Origin of the sequence: Erwinia sorbitola (assembly GCF_009738185.1) — a bacterium.
Classification (GTDB): domain Bacteria; phylum Pseudomonadota; class Gammaproteobacteria; order Enterobacterales; family Enterobacteriaceae; genus Erwinia; species Erwinia sorbitola.
This window is the reverse complement of sequence record NZ_CP046509.1, coordinates 4441144-4461933: the sequence shown is the minus strand read 5'-3', so window position 1 is coordinate 4461933 and position 20790 is coordinate 4441144. Positions and strand designations below refer to the sequence as shown.

Sequence of the window (20790 nt, the reverse complement as noted above, 5' to 3'; positions counted from 1 at the left end):
AACACAACCTCATAACGGAGTACCCCATGGCTAACTATTTCAACACTTTGAACCTGCGCAACCAGTTAGCGCAATTAGGTAAATGTCGTTTTATGGCGCGCGAAGAATTCGCCGATGAAGCCAGCTACCTGAAGGGCAAAAAAGTCGTCATCGTTGGTTGTGGTGCTCAGGGCCTGAACCAGGGTTTGAACATGCGCGATTCCGGCCTGGACATCGCCTATGCTCTGCGTGCAGAGGCCATTGCTGAGAAACGTGCTTCATGGCGTAAAGCGACCGAAAATGGTTTCAAAGTGGGCACTTACGAAGAGCTGATCCCGCAGGCCGATCTGGTGATCAACCTGACGCCGGACAAACAGCACAGCTCAGTTGTACAGGCTGTTCAGCCGCTGATGAAAGACGGTGCTGCGCTGGGTTACTCTCACGGCTTCAATATCGTTGAAGTGGGCGAGCAGGTACGTAAAGACATCACCGTAATCATGGTGGCACCGAAATGCCCGGGCACCGAAGTGCGTGAAGAGTACAAACGTGGTTTCGGTGTGCCAACGCTGATCGCGGTTCACCCGGAAAACGACCCTAAAGGCGAAGGTATGGCGATTGCTAAAGCCTGGGCTGCGGCGACTGGCGGTCACCGTGCGGGCGTGCTGGAATCTTCCTTTGTAGCGGAAGTGAAATCTGACCTGATGGGCGAGCAGACCATCCTGTGCGGTATGTTGCAGGCGGGTTCACTGCTGTGTTTCGACAAGCTGGTTGCTGAAGGCACCGACGCAGCTTATGCAGAAAAACTGATTCAGTTCGGCTGGGAGACCATCACTGAAGCACTGAAGCAGGGCGGTATCACCCTGATGATGGATCGCCTGTCTAACCCGGCGAAACTGCGTGCATTCGCCCTCTCTGAGCAGTTGAAAACCATTATGGCTCCGCTGTTTGAGAAGCACATGGATGACATTATCTCCGGTGAGTTCTCTTCCGGTATGATGGCTGACTGGGCAAACGACGATAAAAATCTGCTGACATGGCGTGAAGAGACCGGTAAGACCGCGTTCGAAACCGCTCCGCAGTTTGAAGGTAAAATCTCCGAGCAGGATTACTTCGATCAGGGCGTAGTCATGATTGCCATGGTGAAAGCGGGCGTTGAGCTGGCATTTGAAACCATGGTTGCTGCTGGCATCATTGAAGAGTCTGCTTACTACGAATCACTGCACGAACTGCCGCTGATTGCGAACACTATTGCCCGTAAGCGCCTGTATGAAATGAACGTGGTTATCTCGGATACTGCGGAATACGGTAACTACCTGTTCTCTTACGCGGCAGTACCGCTGCTGAAAGAGTTTATGACAACCTTGCAGGCAGGCGACCTGGGCCAGGCGGTGAATACTGCCACCACCGTTGATAACGCGCAGCTGCGCGATGTTAACGAAGCCATCCGCAACCATGATATCGAAACCGTGGGCCGCACACTGCGTGGCTACATGACCGATATGAAACGTATCGCGGTAGCAGGTTAATTATTCAGCAAGGGTCTGACGATCCTTTCCAGTAAAAAAGGCGCCTTACGGCGCCTTTCTTTTAGTTACGGTACAACACCTTAATGATGTGGTAACCGAACTGAGTGTGCAGCGGGCCTTGTGGCTCGATCAGCGGGCAGGAGAACACCACTTTATCGAATGCCGGTACCATCGCACCCTGTTTGAACTCGCCTAAATGACCGCCTTTTTTGCCTGACGGGCAGGTGGAGTGTTTCTTCGCCAGCTTCTCAAAATCAGCGCCCTGTTGCAGCTGTGCTAACAGGTCATTCGCCAGTTGTTCTTCTTTTACCAGAATATGCAGTGCTGCTGCCATTTTTGCCATGATTGTTACCTTGAGTCATAGGGATTTCGCGGGCTATACCCGTCATACTTCAAGCTGCCTGTGCGTTAGCTGCTCTCGTTCACCCGAATCACTGACTTCAGTCAGCTCATCGGGATTCACACTTTTGCTGCCTTCATGCAACTCGAATTATTTTGGGTATATACTACCACGCTGTTTTCTTCTCCCTCGTAATTTCATTGAGTGACTTATCTATGCGTCTTAATCCTGGGCAACAACACGCCGTCGAATTTGTTACCGGGCCTTGTCTGGTGCTGGCTGGTGCCGGTTCAGGTAAAACACGCGTGATCACCAACAAAATTGCCCATCTGATCCGCGAGTGCGGCTATCAGGCGCGCCATATCGCGGCGGTAACTTTTACCAATAAAGCCTCACGCGAAATGAAAGAACGTGTGGCTCAAACCCTCGGGCGCAAAGAAGCGCGCGGGCTGATGATTTCGACCTTCCACACCCTGGGGTTGGAGATTATCAAACGTGAGTATGCAGCGCTGGGAATGAAAGCTAAGTTCTCACTGTTCGACGATCAGGATCAGCTGGCGCTACTGAAAGATTTAACTGAAAAGTGGCTGGAAAATGATAAAACCCTGCTGCAACAGCTGATCTCGACGATCTCGAACTGGAAGAACGATCTGATGGATCCGTCCCGTGCCGCGGCGGGCGCGATCTCGGAACGCGATAAGCTGTTTGCCCACTGCTATGGGCTGTATGACAAACATCTTAAATCATGCAACGTGCTGGACTTTGATGACCTGATTCTGCTGCCGACTCTGCTGTTCCAGCGTAATCAGGAGGTGCTTGAACGCTGGCAGCAGCGTATTCGCTATCTGCTGGTGGATGAATATCAGGATACCAACACCAGCCAGTACGAGCTGGTTAAACTGCTGGTAGGGAGCCGGGCGCGTTTCACCGTAGTGGGCGATGATGATCAGTCTATTTATTCATGGCGTGGCGCACGTCCACAGAACCTGGTGCTGTTACAGGAAGATTTTCCGGCGTTACAGGTGATTAAACTGGAGCAGAACTACCGCTCTTCTGAACGTATCCTGAAAGCAGCGAACATTCTGATCGCTAATAATCCGCATGTGTTTGAAAAGCGTCTGTTCTCTGAGCTGGGCTACGGTGCAGAGCTAAAAGTGGTCACAGCTAACCATGAAGATCATGAAGCGGAGCGCGTGACCGGAGAGCTGATCGCCCACCACTTTATCAATAAAACCAGCTACAAAGATTACGCCATTCTTTATCGCGGCAACCATCAGTCGCGGGTATTTGAAAAGATGCTGATGCAGAACCGCATCCCATATCGTATTTCGGGTGGTACGTCGTTCTTCTCACGGCCAGAGATCAAAGATCTGCTGGCCTATCTGCGTGTGCTGACCAACGCTGATGACGACAGTGCTTTTATGCGTATTGTGAATACGCCGCGGCGCGAAATTGGTTCCGCCACGCTGCAAAAGCTGGGTGACTGGGCGATGCAGCGTAACAAAAGCCTGTTCAGCGCCAGTTTTGATATGGGTCTGGAGCAGACGTTAAGCGGCCGTGGTCTGGAATCGCTACAGCGTTTCACCCACTGGTTGCAGGAGATTGCCCGCCTGGCTGAACGTGAGCCGATAGCGGCAGTGCGTGATTTGATTCGTGATATCGATTATGAAAGCTGGTTGTATGAAACTTCACCCAGCCAAAAAGCCGCCGAAATGCGCATGAAAAACGTCAACACTCTGTTCCAGTGGATGACTGAAATGCTGGAAGGCAGTGATATTGATGAAGCGATGACGCTGACCCAGGTAGTAACACGTTTTACCCTGCGCGACATGATGGAGCGTGGAGAAAGTGATGAGGATTCCGATCAGGTTCAGCTGATGACGCTACATGCCTCAAAAGGTCTGGAGTTCCCGTATGTCTTCCTGGTCGGTATGGAAGAGGGGCTGTTACCTCATCAAAGCAGCATCGACGAAAACAACGTTGAAGAGGAGCGACGTCTGGCCTATGTCGGGATCACCCGTGCGCAAAAAGAGCTGACGTTTACCCTGTGCCGCGAACGCCGTCAATATGGTGAGCTGGTGCGTCCGGAGCCAAGCCGTTTCCTGCTGGAGCTGCCGCAGGATGACCTGAAATGGGAGTCGGAGCGGAAAGTCGTCAGCGCGGAAGAGCGCATGCAAACCGGACAGAGTCGCGTGGCCGGTCTGCGTGCGATGCTGGATAAAGCGAAGAAATAGAATCGAAGTTACCCGGTCGAAACTGTAGCGGGCGGCGGGTCAGGCAAGACAAAAAAATTCACGGCAAAGCGGAGTTTACAGAGCGTAAATGAGCATGTGACGTGAAATTTTTAACACAGCATGGCCTGGCACAGCTGTTTTATATGATAACCAGTGACCAGTGCACATAGCTTTGCCAGTGCGCTTCCTGCTCCAGCAGTTCAGCCCGCAGAGGATGAAGTTCCAGCCATCCGGCCGGTAACGTCAGGGTCAGGTTGTCATCATCCGCCTGTAAACGCACGGCGGGCAGCATGTCATCACGACGGCGGCTGGCAAAGATAATCGCTAACCGCAGCAGACGACACATACGCTCGGCAACACGCGGTGGTACCGCATTCTGCTGGCTTAACAGCGCCAGATCGATACCGTTGACCTGGTTTTGCAGCAGGGTAGCCAGGAGCTTTTTCTGCGCCGGAGTAAAGCCGGGCAGATCCAGATGGCGAACCAGATAAGCCGCGTGCTGTGGAGCCTGGCGGAAATCTACGCTCAGACCAATCTCGTGGATCAGGCAGGCGCTTTCCAGCAGTTCGCGGCTGCGATCGTCCAGTTTCCACACCTGGCTGACCTGACGGGCAAAACTGTCAGCCAGCTGGCGTACACGCTCGGCCTGTTCAGGATCAATGGCAAAACGGCGCTGGATGTTGTGCAGCGTACGATTACGAATATCCCGATCTACGGGCAGATGCAGCATGCCGTACACCAGTCCTTCGCGCAGTGCACCGCCGGCCAGCGTCATGCTGGTGATGTTCAGTTCAGTAAAGATAGCGATCAGAATCGACAGGCCGCTGGGGAACACCAGCGCACGCTCAAGGGTCAGCCCCTCGATTTCCAGCTCTTCCAGCTTACCGCACTGGATAGCACGCTGTTTAAGCTGCTCAAGTTTGCTGAGTGTAATCCGCTCATCCATGCCCTGCGCCATCATAATTTCTTGTAGCGCCTGCACGGTGCCGGAAGCACCCACGCAGACCTGCCAGCCCTGCTCGCGTAAAGCGTCAGCAACCGGACGGATCATGGCTCGCGCGGCCTCTTCGGCCTGTTCGAAATTGGCTTTACCCAGATGGCGATCGGCAAAGTAGCGCTCAAGCCAGGTGACGCAGCCCATCGACAGGCTGAAAAGCGTTGTGGTCTGTGAACCTCTGCCTGTCACCAGTTCGGTACTTCCGCCACCGATATCAACCACCAGGCGCTTGTCGGAGCCACCGGTGGTATGCGCCACACCCTGATAAATCAGGCGTGCTTCATCTTCGCCGCTGATAACATTGATCGGACACCCGAGGATTTCCTGCGCTTTTACCAGGAAACTCCCGGCATTGGCAGCTATTCGCAGAGTGGCAGTGGCCACCACGCGGATCTGTTCCGGGGGAATGTCCTGGAGCTGTTCGGAAAACAACCGCAGACACTGCCAGCCGCGCTCCATTGCCTCATCGGAAAGATGATGATCGGCATCGAGACCGGCGGCAAGGCGCACCTTGCGTTTGATGCGGGCAACGGTCTGGATGCTACCAGCCACCTCGCGCACCACCAACATATGGAAGCTGTTCGATCCTAAATCGATCGCAGCATAGAGTGATGATGCACTCAGCATGGCGGCTTAACCTGAACGTTTACGGTTAGGATTACGCGGAGCGCTGCTGCGGCGGTTATTATTGCCACCACGGCGCGGACCATTACCAGAACGGTTGCGGGTCAAACGTTTTGGCGGCGGCAGATCGCTCATCAGCGCATCGCTGTTATAGCGGCTGACCGGAATGCTGTGACCGATATACTCTTCGATGCCCGGCAGGTTCAGTGCGTACTCTTCACAGGCGAGGCTGATTGAGTGACCGTTTGCACCTGCGCGACCAGTACGACCAATTCGGTGCACATAGTCTTCGCAATCGTCCGGCAAATCATAGTTAAACACGTGAGTCACCGCAGGAATGTGCAGGCCACGTGCGGCAACATCAGTAGCAACCAGGATATCGACATCACCCTTGGTGAAATCATCCAGGATACGCAGGCGTTTTTTCTGTGCCACATCACCGGTCAGCAAGCCGACACGATGACCATCTGCTGCCAGGTGGCCCCAGACATCTTCACAGCGGTGCTTAGTGTTGGCGAAAATAATCGCGCGATCGGGCCACTCTTCTTCCAGCAGCGTTTGCAGCAAACGCATTTTTTCTTCATTGGAAGGGTAGAACAGCTCTTCTTTAATACGGTGTCCGGTTTTCTGCTCCGGTTCGACTTCAACGTATTCAGCGTTGTTCATATTCTCAAACGCCAGTTCACGGACGCGGAAGGAGAGCGTGGCGGAGAACAGCATATTCAGGCGCTGGTTGGCCGCAGGCATGCGACGGAACAGCCAGCGAATATCTTTAATGAAGCCGAGGTCGAACATGCGGTCAGCTTCGTCGAGCACTACCACCTGGATAGCACCTAAATTCACATGATTCTGTTTAGCGTAATCGATTAAACGGCCAGTGGTGCCGATTAAAACATCGACGCCGCTTTCAAGCACTTTCAGCTGCTTATCGTAGCCATCGCCACCGTAAGCCAGACCAAGCTTGAGTCCGGTTACTTGCGCAAGAGGCTCCGCATCCGCGTGAATCTGCACCGCCAGTTCGCGCGTTGGTGCCAGAATCAGCGCTCGCGGTTGGTTAACCTGGCGACCTTCCGGTGCTGGGTGAGAAAGAAGATGATGGAACGTTGACGTCAGAAACGCCATCGTTTTGCCGGTACCTGTTTGCGCCTGACCTGCTACATCACGCCCGGAGAGCGTAAAAGGTAATGCCAGCGCCTGGATAGGCGTGCAATTATGAAACCCTTTAGTTTCAAGGGCTTCAACAACCTGAGGGTGCAGGGCGAAGTCGGAAAACTTCTGTTCGGTTAAGTGTGTTTTGCTCATAGTGTGGTAGAATATCAGCTTACTATTGCTTTACGAAAGCTTATCCGGTGAAATAAAAGCAGTGATATAAACTCAGCCTGATGTGGCTTAATGCAACATTGAAGGTAAAGATAATCCCCTGGAGTAAACATGAGCGATAAAATTGTTCACCTGACCGATGACAGCTTCGAAACCGACGTCCTTAAAGCAGAAGGTTTGACGCTGGTCGACTTCTGGGCAGAATGGTGTGGCCCTTGCAAAATGATTGCCCCTATTCTTGATGAAGTGGCAGCAGAGTATGAAGGCAAGCTCACTATTGCTAAATTGAACATCGATGAAAATCCAGCAACGGCACCTAAATACGGTATCCGTGGTATCCCAACCCTGCTGTTGTTCAAGGATGGCGAAGTGGCTGCGACTAAAGTCGGCGCACTGTCTAAAGGCCAGCTCAAAGAGTTCCTGAATGCGAACCTTGGCTAATTAAGCTATGCCGGCGGCTTGCGGTTCGAATTTTTCGTTGACCGCTAGACGCCCGGCTTTAAGCGTGCTAAGTTAAATCTACTGCACTACGCACTTGCCTTGTAGTTTGAATCTTTAGAATTACTCCTTGTTGAACACAGTATTCATCAAAGTCTTACAGATGTTCAGCAATCTGACGGTTAGTATCAACTGATTTCCGGTTTCTTGCCTTTACCGTCTCCTCGTCTCAGATTTGCGTTTTCCTGCACGTGATCATCGAGTGGACATCGGCACCAGAAACCAATTAAACAGGCATGGATCTTTCGCCATACCATTCACGACAAACAGTTCATGTATTACCCCGAGTTTAAGAACCCACCATTATGAATCTTACCGAATTAAAAAATACGCCGGTTTCAGACCTGATTACCCTCGGCGAAAATATGGGGCTGGAAAACCTGGCGCGTTTGCGCAAACAGGACATAATCTTCGCCATCCTTAAGCAACACGCTAAAAGTGGCGAAGACATCTTCGGCGACGGCGTACTCGAGATATTGCAGGATGGATTTGGTTTCCTCCGCTCAGGAGACAGCTCCTACCTCGCCGGTCCCGATGATATCTACGTTTCCCCCAGCCAAATCCGCCGCTTCAACCTCCGCACAGGTGACTCCATCTCTGGCAAGATTCGCCCGCCAAAAGAAGGTGAGCGTTACTTTGCCCTGCTGAAAGTTAATGAAGTTAACTACGACAAACCGGAAAATGCCCGTAATAAAATCCTGTTTGAAAACTTAACGCCGCTGCATGCCAACTCTCGTCTGCGCATGGAGCGTGGTAACGGTTCTACCGAAGATCTGACCGCCCGCGTACTTGATCTGGCTGCGCCGATCGGTCGTGGTCAGCGTGGTCTGATTGTGGCGCCTCCGAAAGCCGGTAAAACCATGCTGCTGCAAAACATTGCGCAGAGCATCGCTTACAACCATCCAGACTGCGTGTTGATGGTATTGCTGATTGACGAACGTCCGGAAGAAGTCACCGAGATGCAGCGTCTGGTTAAAGGTGAAGTTATTGCTTCTACCTTCGACGAACCAGCATCCCGTCACGTTCAGGTTGCTGAGATGGTAATCGAGAAGGCCAAGCGCCTGGTCGAGCACAAAAAAGACGTTATCATCCTGCTGGACTCCATCACCCGCCTGGCGCGTGCCTACAACACCGTTGTTCCTGCCTCTGGCAAGGTACTGACCGGTGGTGTGGATGCCAACGCCCTGCATCGTCCGAAGCGCTTCTTCGGTGCTGCGCGTAATGTGGAAGAGGGCGGAAGCCTGACCATTATCGCCACCGCACTGGTTGATACCGGTTCGAAGATGGACGAAGTGATCTACGAAGAGTTTAAAGGTACAGGCAACATGGAATTGCATCTGGCGCGTAAAATCGCTGAGAAACGCGTGTTCCCTGCTATTGATTACAATCGCTCTGGTACGCGTAAAGAAGAGCTGCTTACCACTTCCGAAGAGCTACAGAAGATGTGGATCCTGCGTAAGATTATTCACCCAATGGGCGAAATCGACGCAATGGAGTTCCTCATCAACAAGCTGGCGATGACGAAAACCAATGATGAATTCTTCGATATGATGAAGCGTTCATAAAGGTCTTCGGGCAGCAGGTCAGGCGATGATTTAACCGCCAGACAACACTACTGCCGTCAATATTAAGTACAAAACTCGGGTAACGCCACGCATAGTCGTGGCGTTTTTTGTTTTTGGCCTATAGGCTATCCTAATCTGGGAGAATTAAACCTAAAGAACGGCACAGGGTACTAGTCACAGAGGATAGTGATTTTTTTAGCCCTGGTGAACAAAATCAGAATTGCAGATATGTATTGGCACAAATATTGCTTATAACATCTGTGCAATTCTTAGCAGAGAGCTGGATAATGTGAATTTGCTCAATATGAGTACAGAACTTGGCCTGACTTTTTTATTTTCGTTGGTGTTTCTTTTCTTTGCACGTAAAGCGGCTAAAAAAGTTGGACTGGTGGATAAACCCAACTATCGCAAACGTCATCAGGGAGCCATTCCGCTTGTTGGTGGGATCTCTGTCTTTGCGGGTAGCTGCTTCGCTTTTGCATTAACGAACTTCTATATTCCCCATGCTGAACTGTACCTGGCCTGCGCCGGCTGTCTGGTACTGGTGGGTGCGCTCGATGATCGCTATGACATAAGTGTCAAATTCCGCGCCGTGGTACAGGCGGGTGTTGCCATCGTTATGATGATGAAGGCTAAACTCTATCTGTTAAGCCTGGGCTATATATTCGGCCCCTGGGAGCTGGTGGTAGGGCCGTTCGGCTATGTGCTGACGCTATTTGCTGTCTGGGCCGCGATCAACGCATTCAACATGGTAGACGGAATTGACGGTCTGCTGGGCGGCTTATCCTGCGTAACGTTTCTGGCGATGGGTGTCATCCTGATGTTAGACGGGCAGAGCAGCCTTGCGATGTGGTGCTTCATCATGATTGCTGCCATCGTGCCCTACATTCTGTTGAACCTGGGTATGTTTGGTCGCCGCTATAAAGTCTTTATGGGTGATGCAGGCAGTACGGTGATTGGCTTCACGATTATCTGGATCCTGTTAGAGGCGACCCAGGGCCAGAATCACCCAATCACGCCGGTCACCGCGCTGTGGCTGATTGCCATTCCGCTGATGGATATGGTGGCGATTATGTATCGCCGACTGAGTAAAGGGATGAGCCCGTTCTCTGCCGACCGTCAGCATATACACCATTTGATCATGCGCGCAGGCTTTACCTCGCGCCAGGCATTTGTCCTGATTACCGCTGCGGCGGCGCTGCTGGCGATGGTTGGTGTACTGGGTGAGTACCTTTCGTTTGTCCCTGAATGGGTGATGCTGGTGCTGTTCTTACTGGCATTTATGCTTTATGGCTACTGCATCAAACGCGCATGGCGTGTAGCGCGCATGATTAAACGGTTTAAACGCCGTCTGCGAAATAACAATAATGAAAGCAAATCTTCCACTGACTGACAGATGCCCTCATGACAAGGAAACAGATGTATGACCCATCCTGACGCTGCAGATAATGAGCTGGATATTCGCGGCCTCTGCTGCGCGCTATGGCGCGGTAAATTCTGGATTATTGCCGGGGGCGTACTGTTTGCGCTGCTGGCCTGGCTCTATTCGTTAGTGGTCACGCCTAAATGGAGCACGACGGCGATTGTCGACCGCCCAACGGTGAATATGCTCTCCGGGTTCTACTCTCAGCAGCAGTTTCTTAATAATCTGGATATTCGTGCCGGAAGCCTGACCGTGGCACCTCCAACGGTCATGGAGGAAGCGTATCAAGAATTCATGATGCAGCTTTTTGCCTGGGATACACGCCGTGATTTCTGGTTACAGTCCAGCTATTACCAGCAGCGTAAAACCGGCAAGGCGCGCGAAGATGCGGCACTTTTGGATGAAATGATCGCCAACATCCAGTTTCAGCCTGCCGACGGTGCGAAAAATATGAATGATACCGTCAGGCTGGTTGCGGAGACGTCGGCAGATGCGAATACCCTGCTGCGTCAGTATGTGGCCTTTGCGAACGCCCGCGCCACCACGCATCTGAATGAAGAGCTGTCTGCCGCATGGGCTGCGCGCAGTATCCAGTTAAAAGCGCAGGTTAAACGTCAGGAAGCGGTCGCCAAAGCTATTTACGATCGTCAGATCAACAGCATCGAGCAGGCGCTGAAAATAGCGCAACAGCAGGGCTTTGAGCAGTCAAAAACAGAGATTCCATCTGAACAGCTGCCGGACTCTGAGCTGTTTATGCTGGGCCGACCGCTGCTACAGGCGCGGCTGGAAAATCTGCGGGCAACCGGACCGTCTTACGATCTGGAATACGATCAAAATCGGGCAATGCTGACGACGCTAAATGTTGGCCCTACCCTGGTGAAATCATTCCAGACGTGGCGTTATCTGCGTACGCCGGAAGAGCCGGTAAATCGTGATAGTCCACGCCGTGTATTGCTGATGATCATGTGGGGTACGATAGGCGTATTACTGGGTGCAGGGACTGCGCTGGTGCGCCGCTCTCGCCGTTAAGGGCACTTTAACCGGTGCTGTTAAATAATTTGAATTAAGAGAGTCATGGTGAAAGTATTAACGGTTTTTGGCACGCGCCCGGAAGCGATAAAAATGGCACCTCTGGTGCAAGCGCTGGCGCAGGATGATGAAATCGAGTCACGCTTATGCGTGACCGCACAGCATAGGGAAATGCTCGACCAGGTGCTGCACCTGTTTTCCATCGTGCCGGATTACGATCTTAATATTATGCAACCCGGCCAGGGGTTGACCGAGATCACCAGCCGTATTCTGGAGGGATTGAAGACGGTGTTTGCCGACTTCACTCCGGATGTGGTGCTGGTTCATGGTGACACCACCACCACGCTGGCTGCCAGCCTCGCAGCTTTTTACCACCGTATTCCCGTCGGGCATGTGGAGGCGGGGTTGCGTACAGGCGATCTCTGGTCGCCGTGGCCAGAGGAAGCGAACCGCACGCTGACCGGGCATCTCGCCAGCTACCATTTCACCCCGACTGATAACTCGCAGCAGAACCTGTTGCGTGAGAATCTGCCAGCGTCGCGTATTTTCGTCACCGGAAACACGGTGATTGACGCACTGCTATGGGTGCGGGATCGCGTACTCAGCGATACCGCACTAAGAGACAGTCTTGCAGCTCGTTATCCGTTCCTCGATGCGGATAAAAAACTGATCCTTGTCACCGGCCATCGTCGCGAAAGTTTTGGCGGTGGCTTCGAACGTATCTGCAATGCACTGGCCGAGATCGCGCGTCTGCATCCGGATACGCAGATCGTTTATCCGGTGCATCTCAACCCGAACGTCAGCGAGCCGGTAAACCGCATACTGCGCGATATTGACAATATTATTCTGATTGAACCGCAGGAGTACCTGCCGTTCGTCTGGTTGATGGATCGCGCCTGGCTGATCCTCACCGATTCCGGCGGGATTCAGGAAGAAGCCCCGTCTCTCGGTAAACCAGTACTGGTAATGCGTGATGCAACCGAGCGCCCTGAGGCGGTAGCCGCCGGGACAGTCAGACTGGTGGGAACTGACGGTGCGAAGATTGTTCGCGAAGTGACTCGTCTGCTCACCGATGAGGACGCATGGCATGCAATGAGCCGTGCCCATAATCCTTACGGTGACGGGCTGGCCTGCCAGCGCATTGTGCAGGCCCTTAAAAATAATCGGATAACATTATGAGTTTTAATACTATTTCAGTGATTGGGCTGGGCTACATTGGCCTGCCTACTGCCGCCGCATTTGCTTCACGTCAGAAGCGAGTGATTGGCATTGATATTAATGCTCACGCGGTTGAAACCATCAATCGTGGCGAGATACACATTGTTGAACCGGATCTTGGTCAGGCAGTGAAAACCGCCGTTGAAGGGGGCTGGTTAAGTGCCTCAACCCAGCCTCAGGCTGCTGATGCCTGGCTGATCGCCGTACCAACGCCGTTTAAAGGCGAGCATCAGCCCGATATGGCCTATGTGCAGGCTGCCGCTGAGTCCATTGCTCCGGTACTGAAAAAGGGTGATCTGGTGATTCTGGAATCAACCTCCCCCGTTGGTGCCACCGAGCAGATGGCAGCATGGCTGGCGGCGGCACGATCTGACCTGAGCTTCCCACAGCAGGCGGGTGAGGATGCAGATATTCAGATCGCCTACTGCCCGGAGCGTGTACTGCCAGGCCAGGTGATGGTTGAACTGATTAAAAATGACCGCGTGATTGGCGGAATGACGCCGCGCTGCTCACAGCGCGCCTGCGATCTCTATAACATCTTCCTGGAAGGTGAGTGCGTGGTGACGAACTCGCGCACCGCTGAGATGTGCAAATTAACCGAAAACAGCTTCCGCGATGTCAATATTGCCTTTGCAAACGAGCTGTCGCTGATTGCGGCCGACCAGGGGATCAATGTCTGGGAGCTGATCCGGCTGGCCAACCGCCATCCTCGCGTCAATATCTTGCAGCCAGGCCCGGGAGTTGGCGGTCACTGCATCGCTGTCGACCCATGGTTTATCGTATCGCAAAACCCGGTTCAGGCGCGTTTGATCCGCACCGCGCGTGAGGTGAATGACAGCAAACCGCACTGGGTGCTGGAGCAGGTTCAGCGCCAGGTAGCCGACTGCCTGATGCATAACAATAAACGCGCCAGCGAGCTGAAAATTGCCTGTTTTGGCCTGGCGTTTAAGCCGGATATTGATGACTTACGTGAAAGCCCGGCTGTGCAGGTCACGAAAATGATTGCTGAATGGCATCAGGGGATCACGCTGGCGGTTGAACCGAACGTACAGCAGCTTCCGCCTAAATTGCAGGAACGCGTAACGCTGGTATCGCTGGACGATGCACTGCAACAGGCCGATATACTGGTGATGCTGGTGGATCACCGTCAGTTTAAAGCTACCGATGCGTCAACAGTCAGCCAGCAGTGGATTGTCGATACCAAGGGCGTCTGGCGTTAGTGCAAGCGACGCTTAAACCCCTGGCGTGGGAAAACGCCTTCTTTGGTTGCCACAGCGCGCTGCTGGAATTGCAGGGCGATACGCCACTGGATATCGCTCTGCTCGACAGTTATCAGCTGGTGCAGGTCAAAGTGCTGGCCCAGCAGAGTGCCGAACTGGATGCACTGAGCGCCCTCGGTTTTCGTCTGGTTGAGGGGGAAGCCGACTGCGTTCTGGGGGTTACCCCTGTTGAGCGCCCGACGGGTATTCGCATTGCCCGTGTTGAGCATATATCCGCCCTGCGCGAGGTGGCAGAACACGCCTTTCTCTACAGCCGTTTTCGTGCTCCCTGGTATGCGCCAGGTGACAGCGGGCGTTTTTATGCGCAGTGGGTGGAGAATGCCGTGCGTGGCACCTTTGATCACCAGTGCCTGCTGGCAGTGGATGAACAGGGCGCAATGCAGGGCTTTGTTTCTCTGCGCGAACTGGACGACGGCACGGCACGTATTGGCCTGCTGGCGGTGTTACCTGCGGCACAAGGGCTGGGCATTGGCCAGCGGCTGATGAATGCCGCTAACGACTGGTGCCGGGCGCGCCGCCTGACACGGCTACATGTAGCAACGCAGCTGGGCAATGTTGCCGCGCTGCGACTCTATCTTCGCTGCGGTGGCGTGATTGAACGCACCGCCTACTGGTTATACAGGGAAAACCCATGATTCCGTTTAATGCGCCACCGGTGGTGGGAACTGAACTTGAATATATGCAGTCGGCAATGGGCAGCGGCAAACTATGCGGCGATGGCGGTTTTACCCGTCGCTGCCAGCAGTGGATGGAGCAGCGCTTCGGCAGCCGTAAAGTGCTGCTGACGCCTTCCTGTACTGCATCGCTGGAGATGGCGGCCATCCTGATTGATATTCAGCCCGGCGATGAAGTCATTATGCCGAGCTACACCTTTGTCTCCACCGCCAATGCTTTTGTGCTGCGCGGTGCGACCATTGTCTTTGTTGATGTACGCCCGGACACTATGAATATCGATGAGCGCCTGATTGAAGCGGCGATCACCGAAAAGACCAAAGCCATTGTGCCGGTTCATTACGCAGGAGTTGCCTGCGAGATGGACACTATTATGGCGCTGGCGAAAAAGCATCAGCTGTGGGTAGTGGAAGATGCCGCTCAGGGTGTGATGTCGACCTATAAGGGACGGGCGTTGGGTAGCATCGGCCATATTGGCTGTTTCAGCTTCCATGAGACCAAAAACTACACTGCGGGTGGTGAAGGCGGGGCGACACTGGTCAACGATGCAACACTGGTCGAGCGTGCCGAGATTATTCGTGAGAAGGGCACTAACCGCAGTCAGTTCTTTCGCGGTCAGGTGGATAAATACACCTGGCGTGACATCGGATCCAGCTACCTGATGGCCGATTTGCAGGCCGCCTATCTTTGGGCGCAGCTGGAGGCCGCAGAGCAGATCAACCAACAGCGTTTACGCCTGTGGCAGAACTATAGCGATGCCCTGCAACCGATCGCCGCCCGTGGACGTATTGAACTGGCCAGTATTCCGGCTGACTGCCAGCACAATGCGCATATGTTTTACCTGAAGCTGCGCGACCATGATGACCGCAGCGCGCTGATTGCCTGGCTTAAAGAAGCCGAAATTCTGGCGGTGTTCCACTATATCCCGTTGCACAGCTCCCCGGCCGGGCAGCGCTTTGGGCGTATGAACGGTGAAGATCGTTTTACCCAAAGTGAAAGCGATCGCCTGCTGCGCCTGCCGCTGTTCTATAACCTCTCTGATAATAATCAGAAAACGGTGATCGGCTCCTTACTAAGCTATTTCTCCTGATATGTCACTGGCAAAAGCATCAGTGTGGACGGCGATATCCACACTGGTAAAAATTGTCGCTGGTTTGCTGGTGGTGAAAATGCTGGCGGTCTCATACGGGCCAGCCGGGGTCGGGCAGGCGGGTAACTTCCGTCAGCTGATTACCGTGCTTGGAGTTCTGGCCGGGGCCGGGATTTTTAACGGCGTGACTAAATATGTAGCGCAGTATCAGCAGCAGCCGGAACAGTTACGTGCTGTCACCGGTACCGCATCGTCGATGGTGCTGGGCTTCTCACTGCTGCTGGCGTTGATCTTCCTGCTGTTTGCTGCGCCAATCAGCCAGGCGCTGTTCGGCCATGAGCGTTATCAGCAGGTAATTCGTATCGTCGCCTTCCTGCAAATGGGGATTGCCTGGGCCAACCTGGCGCTGGCGATCATGAAAGGCTTCCGGGATGCGGCCGGTAATGCTCTGTCGCTGATAGTCGGCAGCCTGACTGGCGTCGCCGCATGGTTTGTTTGCTACAAGCTGGGAGGCTACAGCGGCGCGCTGGTTGGGCTGGCGATGGTGCCTGCGCTGGTGGTGGTTCCCGCTGTTATCCTGCTGGCGCGGCGCGACCATCTGCCGATGCGCTATCTGTTGCCTGCCTGGCGGCCAGAGTTTGTCACCCTGCTGGGTAAATTCACACTGATGGCGCTGATTACCGCAGTAACGCTGCCGGTGGCATGGATGATGATGCGTAACTTGCTGGCACAGCATGCAGGATGGGAAGAGGTAGGTTTATGGCAGGGCGTCAGCAGTATATCTGATGCGTATCTGCAATTTATTACCGCATCGTTTAGCGTGTATCTGCTGCCTACGCTTTCACGGCTACAAAACAGAGCGGAGATCTCCCGCGAAATTATCAAGGCTCTGCGCTTTGTGCTGCCAGCGGTTGCTGCGGTAAGTTTTACCGTCTGGCTGCTGCGCGATGTGGCCATCTGGCTGCTGTTTTCCCGAGAATTTGCTGCCATGCGCGACCTGTTTGTCTGGCAGTTAATCGGTGATGTACTCAAGGTTGGCTGCTACGTGTTTGGCTATCTGGTCATTGCGAAGGCATCGCTACGTTTTTATGTGCTGACGGAAGTGAGTCAGTTCGTCCTGCTTACCGGATTTTCCCGCTGGCTCATCCCGCTGCATGGTGCAGCCGGTGCGGCTCAGGCGTATATGGCGACCTATATCGCTTATTTTGCACTCTGTGCAGGCATTTTTATTATTTACCGTAGACGAGTATGACCACAGTAATCCACCTTTTAGGCTCAGATATTCCGCATCATAACCAGACGGTGCTGAGTTTCTTCGATCAACAGCTCCATGACGCGGTGCCCGTTACGACCGCGCGTCAGTTCTGGGTCGTTAGCGCACAGCCCGCGATCGCTCAGTCGTTTACCCGGCTGAATATCCGGGTGTTTGCGGATAAATCCGCGCTGGCCGCAGCGGTGATTGCCACCGGACGCCGCGAGCGTGATACACGTTTTTTCTGCCACGGTCAGTTTAATCCGCGCCTGTGGCTGGCGTTGTTATCTGGCCAGCTTAAACGCTCCCAGATTTACTGGCATATCTGGGGGGCTGACCTTTACGAAGAGTCCACCCACCTGAAATTCCGCCTGTTCTATCTGCTGCGGCGTCAGGCACAAAAACGAGTGGCCCATGTGTTTGCCACCCGGGGTGATATCACGCACTTGCACCAGCGTAACCCGCATATTCCGGCATCGCTGCTCTATTTCCCGACCAGACTGGCACAAAATGTGCAATCCAGTGAGGAGCCGCAGGGGCCACTGACCATCCTTCTGGGTAACTCCGGCGATGCCAGTAACCGCCATATTCAGGCGCTACAGACCATCTGTCAGCAGTTTGGTAATCATGTACGGGTAAAGGTACCGCTGGGCTATCCGGCGAATAACGGGGCCTATATTCAGCGCGTAAAAGAGGCGGCCGCTGCGCTGTTTGCTCCAGGCGTAGTGGAACTGTTAACTGAGAAGCTGGCATTTAGCGACTATCTGCAATTGATAGCCCAGTGCCATCTTGGCTATTTTATTTTTGAACGTCAGCAGGGGATTGGCACGTTGTGTCTGTTGATGCAGGCGAATGTACCCTTTGTGCTTAATCGCAAGAATCCGTTCTGGCAGGATTTGGCGGAACAACAGGTGCCGGTACTGTTTGATGGTGATCCGCTGGATGCTGCAACGGTCAGCGAGGCGCGGCGTCAGATGATGCTGTTAGATAAATCACGTATTGCCTTTTTTGAGCCTGGCTATCTGAGCGGCTGGCAGCAGGCACTGCGTCTGGTCGAAGGAGACTGCGTATGACGCTATTACAGTTTGCCGGCCTGCTGGTGGTCTACCTGTGCTGCTGTGGTTTTATACTTACGCTCACCTGGCGCGAATTTCGTCGCGTACGCTTCAATTTCAATGTGTTTTTCTCGCTGTTATTTCTGCTGACCTTTTTCTTTGGTTTCCCACTGACCTGCATGCTGGTGTTTGGGTTCAACGTTGAAGTGGTGCCGCCGGAATACCTGTTACAGGCGCTGCTGTCAGCCGGTAGTTTCTATGCCATTTACTACGTTAGCTATAAAACCCGGCTGCGCGCGCGCCATCGGGCACCCTCGCGCCAGATGTTTACCATTAATCGCATTGAGGCCCATCTCACCTGGGGCATCCTCGCGCTGGTGGCGCTGGGCACCGTTAGCGTGTTCTTTATGCATAATGGCTTTCTGCTGTTTAAGCTGCACAGCTACAGCCAGATCTTCTCTGCGGATGTCTCTGGCGTGGCGTTAAAACGCTTCTTCTACTTCTTTATCCCGGCAATGCTGGTGATCTACTTTTTGAAGCAGGATAAACGCAGCTGGCTGCTGTTTCTGGTAAGTACAGTGGCCTTCGGTCTGCTGACTTATACGATCGTAGGCGGAACACGGGCGAATATTATTATCGCCTTCGCCCTGTTCCTGTTTATCGGCATTATCCGTGGCTGGATCACTTTGTGGATGCTGGCGCTGGCGGGCATCGGCGGCATTGTCGGGATGTTCTGGCTGGCGTTAAAACGCTACAACCTGGATGTCAGCGGGTCGGAAGCGTTTTACACCTTCCTTTATCTCACGCGTGATACCTTCTCGCCGTGGGAGAATCTGGGCCTGCTGCTGCAAAATTATGACAAGATTGATTTCCAGGGGCTGGCACCTGTCTGGCGCGATTTTTACGTATTTATCCCCAGCTGGCTCTGGCATGAGCGGCCTTCCATCGTGCTCAACAGCGCCAACTACTTTACGTGGGATGTCCTTGATAATCACTCAGGGCTGGCGATCTCGCCCACGCTAATCGGTTCGCTGGTGGTGATGGGCGGCGCACTGTTTATTCCGCTGGGTGCTGTGGCCGTGGGGCTGATTATCAAGTGGTTTGACTGGCTGTATGAGAAAGGCCAGCAGGAGCAGAGCCGTTACAAGGCGGCGATTCTGCAAAGTTTTTGCTTTGGTGCGGTATTCAATATGATCGTGCTGGCGCGCGAGGGACTGGATGCGTTTGTTTCACGCGCGGTGTTCTTCTGTGTGATTTTCGCAGTCTGTGTGGTGGCAGCCAAGCTGCTTTACTGGCTGTTGGACAGTGCCGGGCTGGTGCGAGTACGTGCCGCTGCTCGCTCCTTGTCGACTCAGCCGTAGCCATTGATATGCATTATTTTGTTTTGAAGGAATTTTCATGAGTATCTCTGTAACGGTGCCGCAGTATCAGATCCGTGGTATAGCGCTGTCGGGCTTCCGTGATATGGCTCAGTTTGTCGACTATCTCAACCAGCAGGGTGAATTGAAAACCGGTACGCTGGTGGCGATTAACGCAGAGAAAGTGCTGACTGCGGAGGCAGACGCTGAGGTTCATCAGCTGATTGATGCGGCAGAATACAAATATGCTGATGGCATCAGTATTGTGCGCTCCATCCGTAAGAAGTATCCGCAGGCGCAGGTATCGCGCATTGCCGGAGCTGATTTATGGGAGGCACTGATGGAAAGAGCTGGACGTGAAGGCACGCCAGTTTTTCTTATCGGAGGCCAGCCAGCTGTTCTTGCGCACACAATGGATAAACTGCGTCGTCAGTGGAATGTGAATATTGTGGGATCTCAGGATGGTTTTTTTACTCCGGATCAGCGTGAAGGACTGTTTACCCGTATTAAAGAGAGCGGCGCTAAACTGGTGACGGTGGCGATGGGGTCTCCGCGCCAGGAGATTTTGATGCGTGACTGCAAAGCCCTGTACCCGGATGCGTTATATATGGGAGTGGGCGGCACATATGATGTGTTTACCGGGCGGGTCAAGCGTGCGCCTAAGATATGGCAGAAAATGGGGCTGGAGTGGTTGTATCGTCTGCTTTCGCAACCCTCACGCCTGCGGCGTCAGCTCAGATTGCTGAAATACCTTAAATATCACTGGCGGGGCGATCTTTAATTACCAGGCTGTTTTTATTCGCGAAGGGCATATTGTGTGATTCAACCCGCTGAAAAGGCCGAAAAACGCTGCGACTTTAGACGGAATGCACAAAGCGTAATCAAACGATCTATTTTGTGCAAAAAGCACTGGACAGTCAGGGCTGTCCTCCGTAGTATGCACATCCGCAACGGCGCTACGCGCCCGTAGCTCAGCTGGATAGAGCGCTGCCCTCCGGAGGCAGAGGTCTCAGGTTCGAATCCTGTCGGGCGCACCATTTATTTTGTGCGCATATGAGCGGCGGTGGTAACATTTACCGCGTTAGTAAGCAGTAAAGAAGTGAAGTAAAGAGTAGAGTAGTTGAAGAAGTAAGGTGTGGTGGCTATAGCTCAGTTGGTAGAGCCCTGGATTGTGATTCCAGTTGTCGTGGGTTCGAGTCCCATTAGCCACCCCAGATTTTGTAGTATGCGAAGGTGGCGGAATTGGTAGACGCGCTAGCTTCAGGTGTTAGTGTCTTAACGGACGTGAGGGTTCAAGTCCCTCTCTTCGCACCACAAAATCTTAGAAGTG

The 20790-nt window shown here is 53.4% G+C and carries 17 protein-coding genes and 3 tRNA genes; 17 read left to right on the top strand and 3 right to left on the bottom strand.

Going from position 1 to position 20790, the window contains the following annotated elements; all coding sequences use genetic code 11:
* Window positions 1–26: 26 nt before the first annotated feature.
* Window positions 27–1505 (top strand): ketol-acid reductoisomerase, encoded by a 1479-nt coding sequence (gene ilvC / locus GN242_RS20230; RefSeq protein ID WP_154754463.1) that lies wholly within the window; start codon window positions 27–29, stop codon window positions 1503–1505.
* 61 nt (window positions 1506–1566) lie between these two features.
* Here ilvC and ppiC read toward each other — a convergent pair whose 3' ends face one another.
* Window positions 1567–1848 (bottom strand): peptidylprolyl isomerase PpiC, encoded by a 282-nt coding sequence (gene ppiC, locus GN242_RS20225; RefSeq protein ID WP_154754464.1) that lies wholly within the window; start codon window positions 1846–1848, stop codon window positions 1567–1569.
* A gap of 212 nt (window positions 1849–2060) precedes the next feature.
* On the opposite strand from ppiC, the gene rep reads away from it, so the two are divergent.
* The gene (gene rep / locus GN242_RS20220) at window positions 2061–4079 is read left to right on the top strand and encodes a DNA helicase Rep (RefSeq protein WP_156288109.1); all 2019 of its coding nucleotides are present in this window, start codon (window positions 2061–2063) and stop codon (window positions 4077–4079) included.
* A gap of 139 nt (window positions 4080–4218) precedes the next feature.
* Here rep and gppA read toward each other — a convergent pair whose 3' ends face one another.
* The gene (gene gppA / locus GN242_RS20215) at window positions 4219–5703 is read right to left on the bottom strand and encodes a guanosine-5'-triphosphate,3'-diphosphate diphosphatase (RefSeq protein ID WP_154754466.1); all 1485 of its coding nucleotides are present in this window, start codon (window positions 5701–5703) and stop codon (window positions 4219–4221) included.
* Between the two features lie 6 nt (window positions 5704–5709).
* Window positions 5710–7002 carry an ATP-dependent RNA helicase RhlB gene (gene rhlB, locus GN242_RS20210; protein WP_154754467.1) on the bottom strand — a complete coding sequence of 431 codons (1293 nt, stop codon included), beginning with the start codon at window positions 7000–7002 and terminating at the stop codon, window positions 5710–5712.
* 129 nt (window positions 7003–7131) lie between these two features.
* On the opposite strand from rhlB, the gene trxA reads away from it, so the two are divergent.
* From trxA to GN242_RS20135, 15 genes are all read left to right on the top strand, one after another.
* Window positions 7132–7461, top strand: coding sequence for a thioredoxin TrxA (gene trxA, locus GN242_RS20205; protein WP_154754468.1), 330 nt, complete (start codon window positions 7132–7134; stop codon window positions 7459–7461).
* 362 nt (window positions 7462–7823) lie between these two features.
* Window positions 7824–9083, top strand: coding sequence for a transcription termination factor Rho (rho, locus tag GN242_RS20200; protein WP_154754469.1), 1260 nt, complete (start codon window positions 7824–7826; stop codon window positions 9081–9083).
* A gap of 289 nt (window positions 9084–9372) precedes the next feature.
* The gene (gene wecA / locus GN242_RS20195) at window positions 9373–10476 is read left to right on the top strand and encodes a UDP-N-acetylglucosamine--undecaprenyl-phosphate N-acetylglucosaminephosphotransferase (RefSeq protein WP_156288108.1); all 1104 of its coding nucleotides are present in this window, start codon (window positions 9373–9375) and stop codon (window positions 10474–10476) included.
* A gap of 30 nt (window positions 10477–10506) precedes the next feature.
* Complete coding sequence (gene wzzE, locus GN242_RS20190; RefSeq protein ID WP_156288107.1) at window positions 10507–11535, top strand: ECA polysaccharide chain length modulation protein; 1029 nt, start codon at window positions 10507–10509, stop codon at window positions 11533–11535.
* Between the two features lie 48 nt (window positions 11536–11583).
* The gene (gene wecB, locus GN242_RS20185) at window positions 11584–12714 is read left to right on the top strand and encodes a non-hydrolyzing UDP-N-acetylglucosamine 2-epimerase (RefSeq protein WP_156288362.1); all 1131 of its coding nucleotides are present in this window, start codon (window positions 11584–11586) and stop codon (window positions 12712–12714) included.
* Window positions 12711–13973: a UDP-N-acetyl-D-mannosamine dehydrogenase gene (gene wecC, locus GN242_RS20180; protein WP_156288106.1), complete on the top strand. Its 1263-nt coding sequence runs from the start codon at window positions 12711–12713 to the stop codon at window positions 13971–13973. Before wecB ends, wecC begins: the two co-directional genes overlap by 4 nt.
* Entirely contained in the window at window positions 13973–14668 is a 696-nt protein-coding gene (gene rffC / locus GN242_RS20175; protein WP_156288105.1) for a dTDP-4-amino-4,6-dideoxy-D-galactose acyltransferase, read from the top strand. Before wecC ends, rffC begins: the two co-directional genes overlap by 1 nt.
* Entirely contained in the window at window positions 14665–15795 is a 1131-nt protein-coding gene (gene rffA, locus GN242_RS20170) for a dTDP-4-amino-4,6-dideoxygalactose transaminase (protein WP_156288104.1), read from the top strand. Before rffC ends, rffA begins: the two co-directional genes overlap by 4 nt.
* 1 nt (window position 15796) lies before the next feature.
* Window positions 15797–17047 (top strand): lipid III flippase WzxE, encoded by a 1251-nt coding sequence (wzxE, locus tag GN242_RS20165; protein WP_156288103.1) that lies wholly within the window; start codon window positions 15797–15799, stop codon window positions 17045–17047.
* Entirely contained in the window at window positions 17044–18120 is a 1077-nt protein-coding gene (wecF, locus tag GN242_RS20160) for a TDP-N-acetylfucosamine:lipid II N-acetylfucosaminyltransferase (RefSeq protein WP_154754476.1), read from the top strand. The genes wzxE and wecF overlap by 4 nt, the downstream gene beginning before the upstream one ends.
* Window positions 18117–19463, top strand: coding sequence for an ECA oligosaccharide polymerase (gene wzyE, locus GN242_RS20155; protein WP_156288102.1), 1347 nt, complete (start codon window positions 18117–18119; stop codon window positions 19461–19463). The genes wecF and wzyE overlap by 4 nt, the downstream gene beginning before the upstream one ends.
* A 37-nt stretch (window positions 19464–19500) precedes the next feature.
* Window positions 19501–20241, top strand: coding sequence for a lipopolysaccharide N-acetylmannosaminouronosyltransferase (wecG, locus tag GN242_RS20150; RefSeq protein WP_154754478.1), 741 nt, complete (start codon window positions 19501–19503; stop codon window positions 20239–20241).
* Window positions 20242–20420: 179 nt separating this feature from the next.
* A tRNA-Arg gene (locus GN242_RS20145) sits at window positions 20421–20497 on the top strand.
* A 101-nt stretch (window positions 20498–20598) separates the two neighbouring features.
* Window positions 20599–20674, top strand: a tRNA-His gene (locus GN242_RS20140).
* Window positions 20675–20687: 13 nt separating this feature from the next.
* Window positions 20688–20774: transfer RNA gene (locus GN242_RS20135), tRNA-Leu, on the top strand.
* The last annotated feature ends 16 nt before the right edge of the window (window positions 20775–20790 follow it).